Annotated in this window: 17 protein-coding genes; 5 read left to right on the forward strand and 12 right to left on the reverse strand. The window is 37.4% G+C overall.

The window, feature by feature from the left end; genetic code table 11:
* Nucleotides 1-30: 30 nt before the first annotated feature.
* The 5 genes from yjeM to glpK form a co-directional block, all read right to left on the reverse strand.
* Nucleotides 31-1,521, reverse strand: a complete 1,491-nt coding sequence (gene yjeM / locus AC6I0I_RS08560; protein WP_161831183.1) for a glutamate/gamma-aminobutyrate family transporter YjeM — start codon at nt 1,519-1,521, stop codon at nt 31-33.
* Nucleotides 1,522-1,906: 385 nt separating this feature from the next.
* Nucleotides 1,907-3,145 (reverse strand): aminopeptidase P N-terminal domain-containing protein, encoded by a 1,239-nt coding sequence (locus AC6I0I_RS08565; RefSeq protein WP_262953774.1) that lies wholly within the window; start codon nt 3,143-3,145, stop codon nt 1,907-1,909.
* A 121-nt stretch (nt 3,146-3,266) separates the two neighbouring features.
* The gene (locus AC6I0I_RS08570) at nt 3,267-3,713 is read right to left on the reverse strand and encodes an NUDIX hydrolase (RefSeq protein ID WP_262953775.1); all 447 of its coding nucleotides are present in this window, start codon (nt 3,711-3,713) and stop codon (nt 3,267-3,269) included.
* A gap of 141 nt (nt 3,714-3,854) precedes the next feature.
* Complete coding sequence (locus AC6I0I_RS08575; RefSeq protein WP_262953776.1) at nt 3,855-4,535, reverse strand: DUF554 domain-containing protein; 681 nt, start codon at nt 4,533-4,535, stop codon at nt 3,855-3,857.
* A 296-nt stretch (nt 4,536-4,831) separates the two neighbouring features.
* The gene (glpK, locus tag AC6I0I_RS08580; RefSeq protein ID WP_161831190.1) at nt 4,832-6,319 is read right to left on the reverse strand and encodes a glycerol kinase GlpK; all 1,488 of its coding nucleotides are present in this window, start codon (nt 6,317-6,319) and stop codon (nt 4,832-4,834) included.
* Nucleotides 6,320-6,445: 126 nt separating this feature from the next.
* Here glpK and AC6I0I_RS08585 point away from each other — a divergent pair, with 126 nt between their 5' ends.
* Complete coding sequence (locus tag AC6I0I_RS08585; RefSeq protein WP_262953777.1) at nt 6,446-6,988, forward strand: hypothetical protein; 543 nt, start codon at nt 6,446-6,448, stop codon at nt 6,986-6,988.
* 75 nt (nt 6,989-7,063) lie between these two features.
* Nucleotides 7,064-7,507, forward strand: coding sequence for a hypothetical protein (locus tag AC6I0I_RS08590; protein WP_202618704.1), 444 nt, complete (start codon nt 7,064-7,066; stop codon nt 7,505-7,507).
* A 461-nt stretch (nt 7,508-7,968) separates the two neighbouring features.
* Here the strand turns inward: AC6I0I_RS08590 and galE are convergent, their stop codons facing one another.
* The 4 genes from galE to AC6I0I_RS08610 all read right to left on the reverse strand — a co-directional run bounded on the left by galE (nt 7,969) and on the right by AC6I0I_RS08610 (nt 12,475).
* Nucleotides 7,969-8,949: a UDP-glucose 4-epimerase GalE gene (galE, locus tag AC6I0I_RS08595; protein WP_262951124.1), complete on the reverse strand. Its 981-nt coding sequence runs from the start codon at nt 8,947-8,949 to the stop codon at nt 7,969-7,971.
* A gap of 12 nt (nt 8,950-8,961) precedes the next feature.
* Nucleotides 8,962-10,482, reverse strand: a complete 1,521-nt coding sequence (gene galT, locus AC6I0I_RS08600; protein WP_161831196.1) for a UDP-glucose--hexose-1-phosphate uridylyltransferase — start codon at nt 10,480-10,482, stop codon at nt 8,962-8,964.
* A 94-nt stretch (nt 10,483-10,576) separates the two neighbouring features.
* On the reverse strand, nt 10,577-11,746 hold the full coding sequence (locus AC6I0I_RS08605) for a galactokinase (RefSeq protein ID WP_161831197.1): 1,170 nt from the start codon (nt 11,744-11,746) through the stop codon (nt 10,577-10,579).
* 366 nt (nt 11,747-12,112) lie between these two features.
* A complete protein-coding gene (locus AC6I0I_RS08610) occupies nt 12,113-12,475 on the reverse strand; it encodes a PH domain-containing protein (protein WP_262951126.1) in 363 nt (120 codons plus the stop codon).
* A gap of 469 nt (nt 12,476-12,944) precedes the next feature.
* Between AC6I0I_RS08610 and AC6I0I_RS08615 the strand changes: the two genes are divergently transcribed.
* From AC6I0I_RS08615 to AC6I0I_RS08625, 3 genes are all read left to right on the forward strand, one after another.
* The gene (locus tag AC6I0I_RS08615) at nt 12,945-13,958 is read left to right on the forward strand and encodes a LacI family DNA-binding transcriptional regulator (RefSeq protein ID WP_161831201.1); all 1,014 of its coding nucleotides are present in this window, start codon (nt 12,945-12,947) and stop codon (nt 13,956-13,958) included.
* Between the two features lie 242 nt (nt 13,959-14,200).
* Entirely contained in the window at nt 14,201-15,208 is a 1,008-nt protein-coding gene (locus AC6I0I_RS08620; protein WP_161831203.1) for an aldose epimerase family protein, read from the forward strand.
* Nucleotides 15,209-15,350: 142 nt separating this feature from the next.
* Complete coding sequence (locus AC6I0I_RS08625; RefSeq protein ID WP_161831205.1) at nt 15,351-15,800, forward strand: GNAT family N-acetyltransferase; 450 nt, start codon at nt 15,351-15,353, stop codon at nt 15,798-15,800.
* A gap of 436 nt (nt 15,801-16,236) precedes the next feature.
* Here AC6I0I_RS08625 and AC6I0I_RS08630 read toward each other — a convergent pair whose 3' ends face one another.
* The 3 genes from AC6I0I_RS08630 to lacZ all read right to left on the reverse strand — a co-directional run bounded on the left by AC6I0I_RS08630 (nt 16,237) and on the right by lacZ (nt 20,651).
* Nucleotides 16,237-16,521, reverse strand: coding sequence for a hypothetical protein (locus tag AC6I0I_RS08630; protein ID WP_161831207.1), 285 nt, complete (start codon nt 16,519-16,521; stop codon nt 16,237-16,239).
* 77 nt (nt 16,522-16,598) lie between these two features.
* Nucleotides 16,599-17,183 carry a hypothetical protein gene (locus AC6I0I_RS08635; protein WP_262953778.1) on the reverse strand — a complete coding sequence of 195 codons (585 nt, stop codon included), beginning with the start codon at nt 17,181-17,183 and terminating at the stop codon, nt 16,599-16,601.
* Between the two features lie 438 nt (nt 17,184-17,621).
* On the reverse strand, nt 17,622-20,651 hold the full coding sequence (gene lacZ, locus AC6I0I_RS08640) for a beta-galactosidase, LacZ type (RefSeq protein WP_262953789.1): 3,030 nt from the start codon (nt 20,649-20,651) through the stop codon (nt 17,622-17,624).
* Between the last annotated feature and the right edge of the window lie 168 nt (nt 20,652-20,819).

The following is a 20,819-nucleotide window of genomic DNA, read 5'->3' on the forward strand; positions in this document are numbered from 1 at the left end:
GATTACGCCTTACACGTAATCATCCTTTTTTTATTTTGTACGTTTATCGTAACGAGCATATAATACAAGAGCAATCGCACTAAAAAGCGTTGGTCCTGCAATCATCCATAGTGTTTGATCATAGTTTCCACTTGTTACAGGTTCTACAATAGAGAAAATGTTAGCAAAGGCAACCACAATCGTTACAACCCACGAAATTCCAATTGCAATTGTCTTATTTTTATATAAGACGAATGGCTTTTCAATATCATCTCGTTTTTTAAACGAAATAAATGCAAAGGCAATGAATAAGTAAGGAATTGTCATTGCAACGTTAGTCATTAAAACAAGTTTATCAAAAAACTTCGCTGCTGATTCTCCCCCAAATGAAACTAACGCTAGGAGTGTAATCGCGATAAGCGCTTGAAGTTTCATCGCATTTAAAGGTAATCCATTTTTCATTTTTGTCATTTTTTCTGGCCAAATTTCTTTTGGTGTTCCTTCAATTAACTGTTTTAATGGGCTATATGATAAAGTCATAAAGGCTCCACTAAAGGCTAAGAACATTGATAAACCAACGAAGCGCGCTGTCCATGCCCCCATTTGTAAGGCAACTTGTTCTCCAAATCCTAAAGCTGATCCTAACTCATAACCTAAGTTATTCATGACCACATAAGCTACATTCCCCATATTAATATCTGGGCTTGATAAGACGCTATCCCAATTTGTAAAAATACCAACCATAAAGATACCAACCGTATATCCTAATACGATACATCCAGCGGCAATTAATAATCCTTTAGGGAATGTTTTAACTGGGTCCTCTGTTTCATCAACTAACCCACCTACGACTTCGGTTCCACCGAAAGCAAAAATAGCGAACGTTAAAAATGATAAAATTGAAATAATACTATGATAATTACTATTTGGTGAAACAGTAAACGATGTCGCTACATCATGAATCGGTTGTGCTAATTGTCCTTTATTTAAAATAAGGATGGTCACACCTCCCACTAATAAAACGACATTTAATAAGGCAACCGCAGTTCCACCAATTGAAGTAATCTTTTTAATACTCTCTAATCCACGAGAAATTAAAAGGAAAACAAGAATTAACCAAATAACTCCTAAAATTCCTAAAACTTGAGAACTTGCTAATCCGAAAATACTCCATTGCCCCGTCGTATCATGACCGAAGATCAAATTGGAAACAGGAACCCAAATCGTTGAAGCAACGTTTACCATCCAAATGACATATGAGGCATACCACATAAAAATCCCCATAAAAGCGTAACGTGGCCCTACTGATTTTTCCATCCATGAGTAAATTCCACCTTTTTCACTTTTAAAAGCTGCTCCAAATTCAGCAATCATAAAGGCATAAGGAATAAAAAACAAAATTCCCGCCACAAGATACCAAGGAATTGCCGCATAACCCATTAAGAAAAATCCACGAGGCATGTTAGCAAATCCAAAAACTGATGTAAAAATCATTAAAATAAGCGATACTAACGTAAGCTTTCCAGAACTACTTTTTTCCATGCTTTCCCTTCCCTTGTGTAATAAATTTTAGTTGCAGTTATTGAACTAAACGTTTTATACTATACCCCATTTATAATGGGTATATACTTTTAGATTATCAATAACCTACTCATTTTGTCAAGTTCTGATGAATTTTATCACAAATACAATTGAGGTCCTATTCTCCCATTTTACAGTCACTAAATGGATAATACTCATTATCTCAACCAAAACCTTCTATTTCCAATGATATTAACTCCTTTTAACTCATCCATTTCATCACATTAGGAATATTTACTCAAAAGCGATGTCCATTTACCAAATATAAGCCGACAATAACTTTAATTATTACTAACGAACCACAAAAAAATCCCCTCATGACCTTAGTCTACGAGGGGAAAATTAATTATTTTTTCATAAAGTTTTCAATATCATCGACTGATTTGATAATATCTTTTGATAAGTTTTCATGACCATCCTTTGTGACAAGAATATCATCTTCAATACGAATTCCAATTCCTTCTTCCGCAATATAAAGTCCTGGCTCAATCGTAATGACCATTCCTGGTTGTAAAATTCCACCACGACCTCCAACATCATGTGTATCTAATCCTAAATAGTGACCAATTTTATGATAATAATACTTCTCTACGTCTTCTTCCTTCTCAATTAATCCTACTTTTTGACACGCCTCTGCCAATCTTTTACGCGCAAATTCATTTAAATCTTGCATTGAAAGTCCTGGTCTAACGTTATTGATAATTTCCATTTGAGCTTCTAAAACAGCCTCGTAGACTTCACGTTGACGATCACTGAATTTTCCGTTAATTGGGAAAGTTCGTGAAATATCTGAACAATAGTAATTCCATTCGCATCCAAGATCAAATAAAATTAAATCTCCATCTTGGCAAAGGGATGTACTCTTATCGTAGTGAAGAACCGTCGCATTAGCACCAGCCGCAGCAATCGTATGGAACGACGTATGTTTTACTCCCTCAGTTTTAATCACAAAATCGTAATGTGCTTCTAATTGATACTCATACATTCCAGGTTTAGAATTTCTCATTAAAGCTTCAATCCCTAAACGAGTTTTTTCAATCGCAGTTCGCATGTTGGTGATTTCATCTTCTGATTTAATTAAACGTAAAGCGGTGATATCATGATAAATATTTTGAACGTGTAAAAATGGATATTGACGCTTTAATTCCTTAGCAAATAAGACTTGAACGGTATCTGCATGCTGATAAGATCCACGCTCAAAATCAAAATAGGCATTCTCAAAGTTATCATTTAATAACCATCGACCAAGAACCGTACGCAGTTCATCAATCGGTAATACATTTTTAATCCCTGATTTTTTAGTTGCTTCTTCCTTACTTAAACGTTTACCTGTCCATTTTTCTTCGAGCTCTGTTACTTGTTCAATAAATAAATATTCTTCCATCACACCGTTATATTTACGTAAAACATAGGCCATCTTCGGTTGGTCTAAATTCGTTAAATAGTAGAAGTTACGGTGAGGTGTATAGTCATAAAACTGATCTCCTGATCGTACAGGCGCCTCTCCTGAGAAAATAATTAGTAATGAATTATCTTTAATATTTCCCCCTAATTTTTGACGTCTAAATTTTAACGTTTCTAACATTTTCCTCACTCCTTTGAAAAGTTTTATATTATTATAGCACATCCCTTGGACGTATATTAAGAAAAAAATATTCCTTCACAACAATTAGCAAAAGATTCCAAGTAGACATCCAGTTGTTTGATTACAGCTGACCTAAGATACCGATTACTTTTTCGATTGCCCACGCCTGATGATCTAAAATCAGATTTAAGCGACAATCTTCTAAACTCATCCAAACTAATTGATGATCTTTTTCAATTGGAGCCGTCGCTTGCTTGACATAGGTTGCTAAATAAAAATAACCAATTGAATGTAAGTATTGCTTTCGATACATCGAATAGTGATAATTCGATGCAGCACAAACAAATTGATTAATTTCAATTTCCCATCCTAATTCCTCTAAGCATTCACGACGAAGACATTCAGCTTTTGTTTCATCACCTTCAACCCCTCCCCCTGGTAAAACATACCCATGTGGAAGTTGGACCGTCGCAACCTCATTTTTTTCATTTAAAATGATGGCGTATACACCTCTACGATCTCTATACTGTTGATTTGGTAATTTTTCCCCAAAAATATCCTCTATCATTCTCTCCACTCCAATCTCTTATTAAACTTACCGGCCATTCCTTAATTATACTCCTTAATTTCTTAGATACGTATTATTACTCTTTTTTTTTACTTTTTTTTCAAGATTCTCACGGGAATCAATGACCTAAAATCATCCTATTTAGTTAATAATAGCTAACAGAATTGGCATAAAAATAGATGGAACAAAATTCATTAACTTTAAATCTGTTATTTTCAACATATTGAGCGCCAATCCAATAATAATCAATGAACCCACGCACGTCATCTCCGAAATAACACCCTCCGTTAAAAACGGCGATATAACTCCTGCTAAGAGCGAAAGAGAGCCTTGATAAATAAAAACAAATAGACTAGCTAAGACAACGCCTGCCCCTAAACTTGATGAAAAAATAAGAGCGGAAATTCCATCAAGCATCGACTTCGTATAAAGAATAGACGCATCTCCCTTTAGTCCATCCTCAAGTGCTCCTACAATTGACATCGCCCCCACACAAAATAATAAGCTAGCCGTTAAAAATCCTTCAGCTAATGATACATGTTGATTCGGTCGATGAAATTTGCGTTCAACCCACGAACTAATTCTCCCAACTTTAGCATCCAAATCTAATCCTTCTCCGATTAACGTGCCGATGACCATCGATAAAATCAACCGAAGGGTCTGGCCTCCCTCGAAGATTCCTGTTACCCCAATATATAACACACACAACGACAAAGCCCTCATAACCTGTTCACTAAATCGACTAGGTAACCCGCCCTTCAGTAACAAGCCAACTCCTCCACCAATTAGAATTGCCGCCGCATTAACAACCGTCCCAAGCACCGTATTCCCCCCTTATTAATAACCCTATTGGGTAAAGGCGCTTCACGCCTAGACGCATCGCCGTGTACTCTAAAAAATTCCTCTTCTAACGGACAGGGCATCCCCAAAAGAAAAAAACTAAATCAATCATCGTTAGACGCTGCCAACCATCATCAATCTAGTTTTTTCTCTGCTAATCACACCCCTATTGCTTCTTTATTATACGAAACAATAGCTGATTTTTTTGTCATATTTTGTACTTATAAGGATAGATTCCAGGATTAATTATTTCCCCTACTCCGGTGCCCCTTCGATCCTTACGCTTTAAAAATTCGTACCGCTTGAATTGCGCATTTCCACCCTTCATAGAGTTGCACTCGCCTTTTTTCGTCCATCTGGGGGAAATAACGCTGTCCTGCCTGAACTGAATCAGCAATTTCATCAAGATGCCGATAAACACCTGTTGCAAGCCCTGCTAAACAAGCAACCCCTAAAGCCGTCGTTTCCGTCACCGTAGGAACGAGTACATTAACACCTAAAAGGTCGCTTTGAAACTGCATCAAAAATTTATTTTGAACAGCCCCTCCATCAACCTTTAATTCGCTAATTGATTGATGAATATCCTCTTCCATCGCTAAAATAACGTCTTTACTCTGATAAGCAATCGACTCAAGTGTTGCACGAATCACATGTTCCTTCGTTGTTCCGCGGCTCAATCCAAACATTCCCCCTCGCACCTCACTATCCCAATAAGGGGTCCCTAATCCGACAAAAGAAGGAACCACATAAACGCCGTCACAATCCTCCACCCGATTCGCATAACATTCTGAGTCGCTCGCATGCTTGATTAACCGTAAACCATCTCGTAGCCATTGAATCGCACTTCCCCCCACAAACACACTTCCCTCTAAAGCATAGTAAACTTCCCCCTTAATCTTCCAAGCAACCGTCGTCAATAACCCATGATTAGAGCACACCGGTTTTGTTCCTGTATTCATTAATACAAAGCAGCCTGTTCCATACGTATTTTTAACAGCACCCTTATGAAAACACGCTTGTCCGAATAGAGCAGCCTGCTGATCACCGCAAACAGCTGCGATTGGAATTGAACGTCCCATTAAATGAGCTGCAGTTTCCGTATACACTTCCGATGTCTGACAAACCTTAGGCAAAATACACCTTGGAATGTTAAATGCCTCCAGTAATTCATCATCCCACTCCCCCGTATGAATATTAAATAACAGCGTTCGAGAAGCATTCGTTACATCCGTAATGTGCGTCGTTCCCCCAGAAAGTTTCCAAACTAAATAACTATCAATCGTCCCAAATAGCACCTCGCCATTTTTTACTTTCTCTTCAATTCCGGGAATGGTATCTAATAAAAAACGAATCTTTGAGGCTGAAAAATAGGGATCAATTAATAATCCAGTTTTAGATTTTACCCAATCTTCAAGTCCTCGTGCTTTCCACTCCTCACAAATCGACTCCGTTTGTCTAGACTGCCACACAATGGCTAAATCAAGCGGACGCCCTGTCTTTTTATCCCACAAAAGAGTAGTCTCACGTTGATTCGCAATTCCAATCCCTTTTATTTGATTCACATCAATATTGGGAGATAACAGGATCCGATTCAGTACCGCTAAGGTCGAAATCCAAATTTCATTCGCGTCTTGCATGACCCACCCTGACTTGGGATAGAGACATGAAATTTCTTCTTGCGCCTTCTCAATGATTTCGCCTTGTTTATTAAATACAATCGCTCGCGTACTCGTTGTTCCCTGATCAATGGCTAAAATTAAATCCATGTTCTCACTCCTTTTCAAAAGCCTTTTCATTCATTATACCACGTTTTCAAAATATCCTCTTCTAAAATGATAATCCCCCACTTCTGCGCATACATTTAAAAGACGACTTACCATTAGGAGGATCCTATGATTAAGCAACTTAAACGCCAATGTCTATCTGCCCTTTTTATACTTCTCGCCGTCGATTTAGCCCTTTTACACTTTACAACCGCCTCACCCTCACAACTTACGACACATTTAAGTCGACGGTTAGGCAACGAAATTGAGGTGATTAAACAGCTGAATTGGGATGAGAAGATATTTATTTTATATCGTAATGAAAAAACGCATCAATTAGATGTTGCCTGGTATAAACCCAATGCACTTCTATTTTGGAGATATAGTTTTGACGGTGAACATCAAGCGGCCCCCCATGCCCATACCAACCAGTGTCAAACGTACCAAACAAAGGATTACTTCATCATCTGGGGAGCCAACGAAAACTTGCAAGCAAGCACGCTTGAACTCATTCTAAACCAAGAAACCTTTCTCGAAAATCTATCAAATAAGGATTACTTCCTGTATGTTTATAACTTAAACGGCGTCCATCCCGAAACCATTTACTGTACGTTTTATGATGAACAAAATAAAAATATATCCCCCTATTTTTTTGAATCTTTTTTTAAGTAATTCTCCTCTTTCGTTAAATTATTACCTTCTATTGAATAAACTGTAGTAAGCACTTATTTTAAGGAGGGGATTTTAATGAAGTACCTCATTAGTTATAAGCGCCATGATGGCGCCATTGATTTTACCGGAAATGATGTTGATATCTATTACCTCTTCTTTGTTGTCCACGAACTCGGGCGATGTCTTTATAAAATGGAATATGATAAAACCTTCAACTCATCGGAACTCATCACCTTAAAACAATTAAACCTAGAACAAACCGTATCTGAAATCGAAAGAATGTTGCGCTACATGGGAAAGCATCCCTCTCCCTCTATTGAACTCATCGCTCATATCGAAACCTATTATGGAGAAGACCCCCTAACCGAGATTGAACTCATCGAACCTAACGGGACCCACTCTCACGAAGAACTGATGAGCGATCTTTATCTTTTTCAGCTTTTCTCACATATGAACTTACTTCAAGGCTACGACTTTTCAGAGACTGATTCCTTAAAAAATGACTATATTTTAACATAAAAAAAGCTACTTCACCGTGAAGTAGCTTTTATCATTAAATAATAAAAAATCATTCATTTCGTTCCTCCATCCCGTCGATGAAGGATCATTCATTAATACTAAACGTGATTACATTCCTTTCATGTCGTCACAACCGGTCTATCCCCCCAGATCAAACCATACTCCCAAAAGACGAGTTCTGTGATAACATCTATACTTTACCACAAATTGAATACGTTTTCAATACAAATGATGTAACAGTTTGCACACCTTTGAATATTCTGAGCACAAAAAAAGACGAGCCCTACCTTCCCATTCACCCTTTTATACCTCCTAGAAGTTCAATTCTTAGTACCTCTTTGCACCTAAAATATACCTCATCAAGACTTCTCTAAAAAATTGACTTTCTTTCAAACCCAAAAAAAGATGATCTACGCAGACGCGGGATCATCTTTTTTTTTATTATTTATTTTTTGCTTGCATTAAGCTTGCATTTTTTTCTTTTCGACTGCCCATGCACTCGCAATCATATCTTTGACTTCTGGATGTTTAGGCGTCCATCCAAGAATATCTTGCGCTTTTTGGCTTGAAGCAATTAATTTAGCTGGATCTCCTGCACGACGTGGAGAGATAATCGCTGGAATTGGATGATTTGTCACTTCACGTGCTGCTTCAATCATTTCTAAAACACTGAATCCTTCGCCATTTCCTAAGTTACAAATCGTACTTTCTCCACCTTCAACTAAGTATTTCATCGCTAAAATATGAGCCTCAGCTAAATCGCACACATGGATATAATCACGGATACACGTTCCATCTGCCGTATCATAATCATTTCCAAACACGTTAATCGCTTCACGACGACCTGACGCCACTTGTAAAATAATCGGAATAAGGTGTGTTTCAGGATCATGTTTCTCTCCAATTAGTCCTGATGGATGAGCCCCCGCTACATTGAAATAACGTAACGAAACATAATTCATCGCATGTGCTTGGTGGTACCAATTAATCATACGTTCCATCGCTAACTTTGTTTCTCCGTAAACATTAGTCGGATTCGTTGGATCTGTTTCTAAAATTGGAATATTCATCGCCTCTCCATAAGTTGCAGCTGTTGAAGAGAAAACAATGTTAGAAACACCACAATCCACCATGGCTTTTAATAAAACATTCGTTCCACTCATATTATTATCGTAATATTTATACGGATTTGTCATACTTTCACCCACTAATGAGTAGGCCGCAAAGTGAATCACGCCATCTACATTCTCCCCTCGTAAAACGTCCGTCATAAAGCGGTAGTCAGCAATACTTCCATGATAAAACTTTGCATCCGGGTGAACATCTGCACGATGTCCCGTCACTAAATTATCAACAACAACCACTTCATGACCTTGCTCAATTAAGGCATAAACGGCATGAGATCCAATATATCCAGCTCCACCTGTCACTAAAACTTTCATCTTTTTTCCTCCTTATAACGAACAATTAATATTAATATGGTTAATAAATCGTTGAACCCCATCTAATCCTTCGTCTGTTAATTTATATACACCACAACACTCTAAGATTTCAACAAATTTTTGCCCAACTTCATCATGAATTAAATCCATCGCCTCTTCTGCCGTGACTGATGCATAGGCTGCTAACATCTCCTTAAGCCATGGAAGATGCTTTTCAAGACCCGCTGCTACCAATACATTTGGATCTCGTCGAACTAAAGCTTGCTTCACCACATCTAGCTCATGAAGAAGTCGCCCTGGTAACACTGCAAGCCCCATGACCTCGATTAATCCAATATTCTCTTTTTTCAAATGATGAAGATGCGCGTGTGGATGATAAATTCCATCTGGATGCTCATCCGACGTACGATTATTACGTAATACTAAATCTAACTCATATTTTCCATCTTTAAAACGAGCAATCGGCGTAATCGTATTGTGTGGTACCCCATCAGTATGTGAGAAGATACCGAGTGCCTCATCGCTATATGTGCGCCATGCCGTTAAAATAAGATCTCCTAACTCAACAAGACGATCACGATCTTCACCTCTTAAGCGTAAAACACTTAACGGCCACTGAACAAAACCAACCTCTACATCTTGATAATTTAACACATTTAATGTTTTTAAAATTGGAGCCTGCTCCATTGCAAATTCATAAGCTCCACCTTGGAAATGGTCATGTGTCAAAATTGATCCCCCAACAATCGGTAAATCAGCATTTGATCCTAAAAAATAATGCTTAAATTGACTAACAAATTGTAACAAGCGTTCAAATGTTAAGCGTGAAATTTGCATCGGTTCATGATCACCTTTTAAAACAATACAATGCTCATTGTAATAAACATAAGGAGAGTATTGTAAAAACCATGATTCATCGGTTAACTCTAATGGAATAATTCGATGATTTTGGCGAGCTGGATGATTCAACGTTCCTGCATAACCCACATTTTCTTGACAAAGTAAACACTTAGGGTAATTAGAACTTGGTAAGCTTTTCGCTAATGCAATAGCTTTAGGATCCTTTTCAGGCTTTGATAAATTAATCGTTATATCCAAATCCCCGTATTTTGTTGTTGTTTTCCAACTCACATTTTTAGCCACTCGGCTCAAACGAATATAATTCGAAGCTTTACTTAGGTCATAGTAATAACGTGTCGCCTCTTTCGGATCTTTCGCATAGTAGCTTTCAAATGTTTTAACCACTTCTGACGGACGTGGCATTAAGCAATCCATGATTTTCGTATCAAATAAGTCGCGGTGATCAATACTATCGCACTCTAAAACCCCTTGTTTTACCGCATAATCTAAAATCCCCTCTAAAATGGTACTTGGGTTTTCAAGGTCCTCACCTTCAACTGATTCGTACTCAAACGATGGTACTTTTAAAAGATCAATTATTTTATTTGCAGCGTATAAAACATCCGCCTCTTCAATCATATGATGTGCTAATCCAAACTGAATTAAACGATTAATCTCATAATTAATGTCCATATCCTACTCTCCTCTTATCTATCTACAATCTTAGGCAAAAGACGAAGAGGGTGTGATGAAATATCTTTCATCGTCCCCCCATACGCTCCCTTTCTTAAGCAATTGTTTTTGTCCCATCTCCAATTGTTGCCACATAAAGTTGTGCATCGTATCCGATTTTTTCCTTATACCCTTTAGCAATAGCCTCTTTCACCGTTTCTAATGCATCATTTTGAACAAGTGCAATCGCACATCCTCCAAATCCTGCACCTGTCATACGAGCACCTAAAACCCCTTCTTGTGCCCAAGCTAATTCAACAATAGTATCTAACTCTTTTCCTGTTACCTCATAATCGTCACGTAAAGATTTATGTGACTGATTTAATAATTGACCGAAACGTTTTAAATCTTTTGCTGCTAAAGCATGTGTCGCTAATTTAACACGCTCATTTTCTGTAACCGCATGTTTAGCACGACGATATAAAACATCCTTATTAATTACATTCGAAACACGATTAAATTCTTCTTCTGATAAATCACATAAATAGTTAATATCTGCTACCGTTTGAAGAAGTGCCAATGCTTCATCACACTCTCCACGACGCTCATTATATTTTGAATCCGCTAATTCGCGTTTTTTATTCGTATTCATAATTAAAATAGAATTATCTCCTAAATCTGCTTCCGCATATTCATAACTTAAATCATTTGTATTTAATTTGATGGCATAGTCTTTTTTCCCCATTCCAATCGCGAATTGGTCCATAATTCCACAATTTACGCCCACGTAATCATTTTCAGCACGTTGTGATAATTTCACCATGTCAATCATTGTAATCTCATAACCGTTTAATTCTTTTAAAATTTGTGAAACTAGTAATTCAAGAGATGCTGATGAAGATAATCCTGAACCATTTGGAATGGTTCCATAAACATAGGCATCGAATCCTGTCTTAATTTCAAATCCCATTTTTTCAAATTGTTCCATCACACCTTTAACATAAACACTCCAGTGCTCATCTTCTGTATGTGATAAATCCGATAGATTAAATTCAATCACTCCGCATTCTTCGAAATTACCTGAATATAAACGAACTAAGCGATCCTCGCGTGGTGACACAACAGCATATGTTCCGTAAGTAATCGCTGATGGGAACACACATCCTCCATTATAATCAATATGTTCTCCAATTAAGTTAACACGTCCTGGTGAGAAAAATAGTTGGATGTTTTCTTTAACTCCAAAAACTTTCGTAAACGCCGATTTTAATTTTTCAATATTCATTATGATCTTCCTCTCTATTCTCATTCATTTCATTTCAGCTCTCTCTGCTCTACTAAAATTTTAATGTTTTTTAGTAAAAAAATCAAGAGGTTATTTTAAAAACCCTTACATTTTTTTAAAAATTTATTCTAAATACGCTGTTTCATCCACAGTTAAAAACAGTTGGACATGATCGTCTTATTACCTATGCGACTTTTTGAACTATTTTTTAACTTAATCACACTAAAATCAAACATCTACTATTTGTACTTTTTATCGCTACTCCCCATTCCATGTCACCGTTCCCTTCTCTTTGAATCATTAATCGCCATAAAAAACAGGAGAGGCTGTCTTCCGCTCCTATTTTTTATGGCGATTCAAATAAGACTAACAGATTGCTTGATTTAACACTTGAATCAAGGGACGAATATTCGTTCCCTTGATAAATTCAAATTGCATCTGATTGATACCAGAGGCCCAGACCTTTAACTCCGCATCTAAATCAAATGTTCCGGAGCTTTCACATGAGAAAGCTGTAATTTTCGAAAACGGGATAATCATGTATTCTTTCTTTCGTCCGGTAATCCCTTGAATATCAATAATTAATAATTTCTTATTCGTTACGACTAAACGATCCCGTACTGATCGAAAGGACAATAAAACTTTTTCATCCTCATTCATGATAAAATCAAATAAATCTCTTCCATCATTCAAAGACGTTGACATGAGCGCCGCAATCTTACTTTCCATAAAATCACTCCTACCATCTAGACTCTTTCAGTTTATAACACTTTTTAACGACGTATACGCCTGCTATTTATAAGCTAAACCCCTCTAAAATTCTCCTCATTCCTCCATTTAAAGGAGAGAACCTTCCCTTCCATCAATTATCCTTAAAGATTTAATCACCGTTTGCCCCTATCGCCAATAAAGAACAATAATAAACGTCTCTATTTTCTTATAGGATTCCCTATATAAGGATTAAATATACACCAATCACCCACTTATTTATAAAACGTTTTCTTTTTATTAAAAAAGACTATTTTATTTCCTAAAAGTTAATGATAAAATAGAAAATGTAACAAAAATAGTAACCTTTATGAAATGGGGAGTTCTTTAAAGGTTCATTTTTTTCCTTTATTAGAAAATAAAAACGCAACACTAAAGCATTCACGATAAAAATATAACTCAATCTCTTAGATAGAAAGGAGGACGTGCTATGGCTAAAATAAAAGATATCGCTGATTTAACCGGATTTTCTATTACAACCATTTCACGTGTCTTAAACCAAGATAAAAATTTTAATGTTTCTGATGATACGCGACTAAAGATTATGACAGCGGCAGAAAAATTGAACTATGTTCCGTTAAGCAAACGGAATAAAACCGCTAAAAGAAATACTGCCATTACTATTGGTTTGATTTATTGGTACTCTGTCGCTGAGGAAATCACAGATCCTTATTATATGTCGATTCGACTGGCTATCGAAAACCACTGTCAATCTCGTAATATTCAACTGCAAAAGATTTATTTACCCTCAACGTCGTATGATGAAATTTCGGCAATGAACCTCGATGGATTAATTGCATTAGGGAAATATAGCGAAGAAGAAATCCAAAGTCTTCACGCGACTCACCCACACCTCGTCCTCGTCGATTGTTACAGTAAACACTATAATATCGACGTCGTTATTGCCGATCTAAAGGAAGCAACAAAAGATATTATCGATTACCTCGTGGATCTAAAACTCACGAAAATTGGGTTCATTTGTGGAGTCGAAAAAACGCTAGATGGACAGGAATTACTCGATGTTCGACTCACAACTTACATTAATCAAATGACAAAGTTAAAAGCATTCCAACAAAATAACATTTATCTTGGGTCCTTTACCGCTGATTCCGGATATGAAATTATGTCGGATATTATTAAAAAAGGAAAACTACTCGATGCTTACATCGTTGCATCGGACGCTCTCGCTATCGGATGCCTCAAAGCCCTGAACGAGAATAATATTAAAGTTCCTGAAACCGTCTCAATCATTAGTTACGACAACATCTCACTTTCACAATATACGATCCCATCCCTCACTACCATTGACATGAACACTAAACACATGGGAGAAACAGCACTTGACCTTATCATCGAACGCATCACCAACGACCGCACCATCGCCAAAAAAGTCACCATCCCAACCCAACTCATCAAACGAGCCAGCACAAAAACAAAAAGTTGAAGCGAGCGTTTAAAGGACCGTACGGGTTGAACTTTCGGCCATTTCTTCGAAGAAGAACTGAGCCGAAAGGAAACTTTATAGGGCCTTTGCTCGATGAAACTAGATTGACTAAAAGGTTGAGGGTTTCCTGCGCCACGTAGCGAAGCTCGTGGCTATCCTCAACTGCCAGGGCTTAAGTTCCCTGCGCTAAGGGAATAATGATCTAAACAACAATCTTATCTTAATTTCTGGGGGGAAATCACATGATTCAATATAATCAAACAGTAAAAGGTACGTTCAATGGAATACAAATCATTGAATATGGAATGAAAAACCAAGAATTAGAAGTCCGCTTCTTAAACATCGGGGGGTGTTTAACAAAAGTGGCATTGGCAGCTGACGATTACGCACAAAACCTCGTGCTAAACTATCAAAACGTGGAAAGTTATCTTGAAAATGGGTGTTACCTTAATGCCATCATTGGACGAACGGCTAACCGCATTAAAAATGGCACTTTCACCTTAAACAATAAAACTTATCAACTAGACATTAACAACGGGCCAAATAACCTTCATGGAGGTGCCGAGTGCCTCAGTGATGCCAACTTTGCCATCGAAACCATCGACTCAGGTTATCGACTCACAGCGACCCTTCCACATCAGGAAGCTGGATTTCCAGGAAACCTGACGGCAACCATTGATTATATTCTTAAGGGCAATCAATTTATCGTCGCTTATTCGGCGATAACAGACCAAGACACCCTCGCAAACTTCACACAACATGCTTACTTTAATCTAGCTGGAAATGGCAGCACAACCGTTGACAAACATGAACTCCAAATAAAAGCAAGCCATGTTGCCGAAATTGATAAAACCCAAGCCTTTACAACAACTTGGGTGCCTGTTGAACATACACTCTTTGACTTTAATCAACCAACACTTATTGATCCAACGAACAAAGAAAAAACAGAACTTTTTAACCTTGCATCAGGCTATGATCATTTGTATTTACTCTCTGATACAAAAGACGTTGTCACCTTCAAAGATTTAAATTCTGGGCGAACACTAACGGTTTCAACAACAGCGCCAGCGATGCAGTTTTATACAGGAAACTTCTTAACGAATGAGCTCCTATTTGAAAATAATCGTCAAGGTGAACCGCGTCTAGGGGTCTGTTTCGAAACTCACCTCGTCCCCTTTGATATTGAATCACAAGTCTTAAAATCAGGTGAAACTTATCGTGCTAGCACGACCTTTACTTTCACCAAATAGTTAGGAAGATATTTAGCCACTTTATCAAAAAAAGCATCCTTGATTGGGTGCTTTTTTTGTCCCCTCTTTCCCCGATAAAACCGTTAATAAAATTCCCTTCCTTCTCATATGCTAGCAGTAGATAAAGAAGGGAGGAAGAGGCATGAGAATCGCCTATTATGAAAACGAATACTTGGAAGAGTGTGCCGCGTTACTGCAAAACGTTTATAACAATGAACAATGGGGATGTAATTGGTCAGACATCAAAGCCCAAAAATACATTGAAGAGTTAAGCCAAAATCCACGCTTTGTCGGTTTCCTTCTTTTAACAGATGAAGAAGAATTAATTGGGGCTGCGCTTTGTCATGAGCGAACATGGTGGTACAAAGATGAACTCTTCATTGATGAATTTTTCATTGCACCGAGCGCTCGTCAACGTGGATACGGATCAAAACTTCTCAACTACATGACCAAGTATACAAAGGAACAAAAATTAGCGGGATTAACGTTAACGACAAATAATTTAATTGTCGCTGACTTCTATCACAAAAATAAATTTCACGATCATGAAATTTACTTTATGTACAAAGGGGTTGAATCAATCGCTGAATAGAATCATAAAAAAAAAGCTTAGTCTTCTTAAGCTCTTTCTTATGATTCCCATTTATAGCCTTGCATCCTACTCGTGCAAAGACTTCTGACAGGTGGCAGAAGTCTTTTTCTTTTTCTCCCCCTAGTCTTTAGCTCATCAGTTGATAAAGACAATATAGACCATATAAAGCAATACAAACAAGATAAACAAGTCAAATGCTGACCGGATAAGGATACTCAGTAATTTTAAGATTCTCGCTAATCCATCCATTTAGGCGATGAAGAAAGATTTAATTTGTCTTTTCGAAGAATAGACCTCTTTTTTCTTCATGCGTCACCTCCTAACTCTTTACTTATCATGCGTCAATGCACGCGATGCATTCAAGATAACGATAAAATCTAAAATAAAAGAGGGATTCAGCCGCGCCATCCCTCCTAAATTTTCTTTTCAAACGAAGTTATTTTAACATCCCATAATAATGAAAAACACCAATGATTGCAATAATCATCAAAATCCCACTAAAAGTAAATCCAATGTAACGAATGACTTTATTTTCTTTACCTTCCTTTGCACAAAACAAAACTGTATAAGCGATAAGGATAAACTCTAACCCGGCGACAACCGTCTTTAAAAGAAAATTCTCACTCAAATGAATCGCTACTTTACTTAATAAATATAAAACCCCTTTATGGACAACAGAAAAGACAATCAACACTACAACAAATAATCTTTTATCACTCATTTAAACGCCCTCCCCCGGATTTATGAAGTTAAGATAGAGATCCATTAAAAATAGCCTATTAAGTATGGGATCTTAAATTAACGACCTAATTTATATCTGTCCGCTTTATAAATATACTCAAAATGGTTGCTAGCATAAGAAACGGAAAAATTCACTGTGTTTTTTTCTTCAGTCCTAGTAGTCGTACCTTTATGATAGAAATCCCCATTTAGTTCAAAGTATATACAAGAGGCACTTTCTAAGTTTGTATAAAGCGTTCCAGAAAATTGTTTTGTACTCCCATTATAATCGCAACTCAGAGAGGTATTTAATAACGATAAAATTCCTCTGTTGTCTCCTGACTCACTTGTTTCACAATAAAATACGACCTGTGGCTTATAAGTTGATGTCACAGTAACTGAAGCTTTATATATTCTATAGGTAGCTCTTCCAGAGTTTTCTTCACTAACACCTATAAATTGTTTAGCTTCCGTTTCCGTTAGATTTTCATTTTTCATTACTTCCTGAATTAGCTCATCATAAGTCAATGCTCTATCCTCAACCATATTATCATCATCGACAGATCCCCCCCCGTGAACAATAAAACTAGCGTCTTCAGAGGAACGTGGAACTACTACCATTAAAACACCGACTAACAGGAATAAAAAACATAATTTTTTCATCTTTATCTCTCCCTATTTTCCCTAACAAAATCTAATAAACGATTCAATAAAATTAAAAGGTAAACAAGTATCACCCAACATAACCTAATGGCTGAAAGAATTAGAATCGTGACTTTTATAAAGTCTCCTCATTAAAATAAGGTACTCTATTAAAAGCTCTTACTGCCTTAACAAGCATCAAAACTACATTCACAACTCGATTTTTAAATCACTGAGTAGTCTCTACGCTATGTTTTAATTTCCTTTTTCATACAATATAAGTATAAAATAACAGTTTAAGAGTTGTCAATTTAAATCAAATAATGAAGGCTCGCAAACCCATCAGGGGCAGTTTGGGATTGCTTCTAACGCTTCACAACAAATGGATTTCTAGGGTACATATTTCTATTCCAACAAAAAAAGGAGACGACATTCGTCTCCTTTTTAGGTGTCTTTTGATTATTGACGGACAGCTTCAATCATAAAGCTATACTCGTAAGATTGATCTGCCGGAATCTCAAAGCACGGCTCAGGACGTGCGCCCCAAGAATCGTCGCCTCCGACTCCCATTTCTTTTAAATTAATCGATAGAACTGTTTTATGAACCGGTGGTAATTCGTAATGATGGTAAGCGGCCTCTAATTCGTGTGCTGAATATGGAAGAGCGCTCAGGCTTAATGGAACGTCACCGCTAATGCGTAATCCTTGTCCAACTTCATTCGTTACCGTTGCGAAACGAACACCCGTATGATTTCCACACGCTTGAGGAATCACGTATTGAGCAACATTGTCTGCTACTTTATTCGTAAATGTTCCTAAACGTGCACCAAATTCACGATCGGCATACGTCTCATCAGGTCCAAATCCACGCCATGTCAACGTATCAAAGTCCGCTGGTATCGCTAAATCCATTCCGAACTTAAACATATTCGGTAACCCTTTAACTCCCTCATATTTCATCGTAACGCGGATTTGTCCATAAGAATTGATGAAATAAGTAACCATCGCATGTGAAATCGGCATCGTATTCAAGTTATAATTAAAGATAACTTCTAAACCATCTTCATGGCGATGAATATCCATTGACTCATGGAAAGCATATAAAGATGCTAATTTCCATTGGGCCATACGGATTGGCGCTTGATTTCCTCGATCGTTATCTGTTGACGCACGCCAGAAGCTTGGCATTAATGATAAATTAGGTTGATGAATATACTCGACTCCATCGTATTTTAATGAAACGATGCGCCCCAGGTTCTTCGCAAAAATGACCTCAAATCCATCGCCATTTATTCCAACATTGACATCCCCTTCAGCAATCGTAAACGATTTAATTTCCCGAGAAATATTTTCTTTTTGCGTCGGTTCAATAACTTGTTGACCGAAGGCAACTTCATGACCGGCCTCGGCATAAAGAGTTGCCTCTTTTTGATGAATAGAAACCGTCACAACTTGCTCGTGGGCTGATGGTAAAACGTCGATTCCTAACTCGATAAATCCTCGAGTTAATGGAGCCAATGAGGCCTCTGTTTCTCCCTTAGCAACTACAACATCCCCTTCTTCTACTTGCCACTTAATCACGTACTCATTTAAGTCTGTGAAACAATGCTTATTATAAATCTCTGCCCCACTACCTTTTACTTCAATCATAAACGGTTGATAAGCACCTTTAATCGCTTGAATTTTAGGGGAAATCGTACGGTCTGCATAAATAATTCCATTGACGCAGAAGTTATAGTCCGTTGGTTGGTCTCCAAAGTCGCCACCAAACGCTAAATAAGGGTTACCATTACGATCTTTTGACCATAAAGCTTGATCAATATAATCCCAGATGAATCCTCCTTGGTACATGTCATACTCATCTTCTAACGCAATATAGCGATCCATTCCCCCATTCGAGTTCCCCATCGCATGCGTATACTCACATAAAATAAACGGTTTCGTTGGTTGATGATCTAAAAACTCTTTAATCTCCTCAACCTTCGCATACATTCGACTTTCCATATCTGATGTCTCATTAAAACGTCGATCCCAGAACACGCCTTCATAATGAACAAGACGCGTCTCATCACGTTCTCTAAAGTATTGAGACATTTTATACAAGTTTTCACCACCGTAACTTTCATTTCCACATGACCAAATCACAATACTTGGATGATTTTTATCACGTTCAAGCATCGACTTCGCACGATCTAAAATAATCTCTAAAAACTCAGGACGACCATTTGGAATCGTCACATCTTTACACTCAACGGCCCCCATACGCTGCCAAGTCCCGTGTGTCTCTAAATTTGTCTCATCGATGACATATAATCCATATTCATCACATAACTCATAAAAATAACTTGCATTTGGATAATGTGACGTTCGAACCGAATTAAAATTATGCGCCTTTAAAAACTTCACATCCCATTCCATCTCTTCACGCGTCACGCTTCTTCCGTAGGTTGCGCTAAATTCGTGGCGATTCACGCCACGGAAGACCACACGCTTTCCATTAATATGCATGATCTTGTTAATCATTTTAAATTCTCGAATTCCAACGCGCTGACAAATCGCTTCAACAACTTGATTATTAACTTTAACTTCTAATTCTAATTGATATAAATACGGATGCTCCGCACTCCATAACTGAGCATTTTCAACTTGTAGCGTTAATCTTGATCTTCCATCAACCACGTGGCACATTCCTGAGGCTGCCACTTGATGATTAGCATCCATTAAATTTGCAGAAATCGTTGCCTCTTCCCCACTCACCGTAAAATCTACTTCAACTGTTGCATCTTGATAGTTGTGATGCAACGGCGTTTTGACGAATAAATCTTCGATGTGAGTCTTTGGCGTCGTATATAAATATACGTCGCGGAAAATTCCTGATAGACGCCAGAAATCTTGGTCCTCAAGCCAGCTTCCTGTTGACCATTTATAAACTTGAACAGCTAGTTTATTTTGTCCTTCACGGTTAATAACCTCCGTTAAGTCAAATTCGCTTGGCGTAAAACTATCTTCACTATATCCAACATACGTCCCGTTACACCAAACATTGAACGCTGTTTCAACCCCTTGGAATGAAATGCACACCTTTTGTCCATCCCACTCTTTTGGAACTTCGAAATAAGTCACGTAAGAAGCGGTTGGATTATACTTTGTTGGAATATAAGGTGGTTTTAACTCTTCGTGTCCATCCCACGGATATTGTGTATTCACATAATGAGGTTTATCATACCCTTGAAGTTGAATATGGCCCGGTACTTGGATTTTATCGAATTGAGAACAATCCCCATCTAATGTCTCAAATCCGATCGGACGTGAATCTAAATTTTCACTATAATTAAATAACCATTCTCCATTTAAATCATGACGCCATTTCATTGATTCTTGTCGTCGTGCCTCATCTAATGTCTCGTAATAGCGATGATCACTGTGTGGCTTTAGACGATTCACTTCAAATACGCTTGGATCTGTTAGTAATCCATAAATGTCTTTCATTTCTTGCACGTTACTTCCCCCTCATTTTAGTAAAATTTATTCTTGTTTACAACTAAAATATTACCATACATCCAACCATATGTAAACGATTTCTAGGTTATTTGTTCGTTTTTAAATCTAAAAATTTTATCTACATTCAAAGAGACAAAAAAAAACACGGATAAAGAG

The sequence above is a fragment of the Turicibacter sp. St.80E1 genome, assembly GCF_059728495.1.

Bases quoted from the DNA above. Each gene is read 5' to 3' on its own strand.
- AC6I0I_RS08630 (WP_161831207.1), bottom strand. From the start codon at position 16,521: ATGAGTGATAAAAGATTATTTGTTGTAGTGTTGATTGTCTTTTCTGTT.
- galT (WP_161831196.1), bottom strand. From the start codon at position 10,482: ATGGACATTAATTATGAGATTAATCGTTTAATTCAGTTTGGATTAGCA.
- yjeM (WP_161831183.1), bottom strand. From the start codon at position 1,521: ATGGAAAAAAGTAGTTCTGGAAAGCTTACGTTAGTATCGCTTATTTTA.
- lacZ (WP_262953789.1), bottom strand. From the start codon at position 20,651: ATGAAAGACATTTATGGATTACTAACAGATCCAAGCGTATTTGAAGTG.
- glpK (WP_161831190.1), bottom strand. From the start codon at position 6,319: ATGGATTTAATTTTAGCCATTGATCAGGGAACAACGAGTACGCGAGCG.
- galE (WP_262951124.1), bottom strand. From the start codon at position 8,949: ATGAAAGTTTTAGTGACAGGTGGAGCTGGATATATTGGATCTCATGCC.
- AC6I0I_RS08570 (WP_262953775.1), bottom strand. From the start codon at position 3,713: ATGATAGAGGATATTTTTGGGGAAAAATTACCAAATCAACAGTATAGA.
- AC6I0I_RS08625 (WP_161831205.1), top strand. From the start codon at position 15,351: ATGAGAATCGCCTATTATGAAAACGAATACTTGGAAGAGTGTGCCGCG.
- AC6I0I_RS08610 (WP_262951126.1), bottom strand. From the start codon at position 12,475: ATGGAAAGTAAGATTGCGGCGCTCATGTCAACGTCTTTGAATGATGGA.
- AC6I0I_RS08585 (WP_262953777.1), top strand. From the start codon at position 6,446: ATGATTAAGCAACTTAAACGCCAATGTCTATCTGCCCTTTTTATACTT.
- AC6I0I_RS08565 (WP_262953774.1), bottom strand. From the start codon at position 3,145: ATGTTAGAAACGTTAAAATTTAGACGTCAAAAATTAGGGGGAAATATT.
- AC6I0I_RS08605 (WP_161831197.1), bottom strand. From the start codon at position 11,746: ATGAATATTGAAAAATTAAAATCGGCGTTTACGAAAGTTTTTGGAGTT.
- AC6I0I_RS08620 (WP_161831203.1), top strand. From the start codon at position 14,201: ATGATTCAATATAATCAAACAGTAAAAGGTACGTTCAATGGAATACAA.
- AC6I0I_RS08590 (WP_202618704.1), top strand. From the start codon at position 7,064: ATGAAGTACCTCATTAGTTATAAGCGCCATGATGGCGCCATTGATTTT.
- AC6I0I_RS08615 (WP_161831201.1), top strand. From the start codon at position 12,945: ATGGCTAAAATAAAAGATATCGCTGATTTAACCGGATTTTCTATTACA.
- AC6I0I_RS08635 (WP_262953778.1), bottom strand. From the start codon at position 17,183: ATGAAAAAATTATGTTTTTTATTCCTGTTAGTCGGTGTTTTAATGGTA.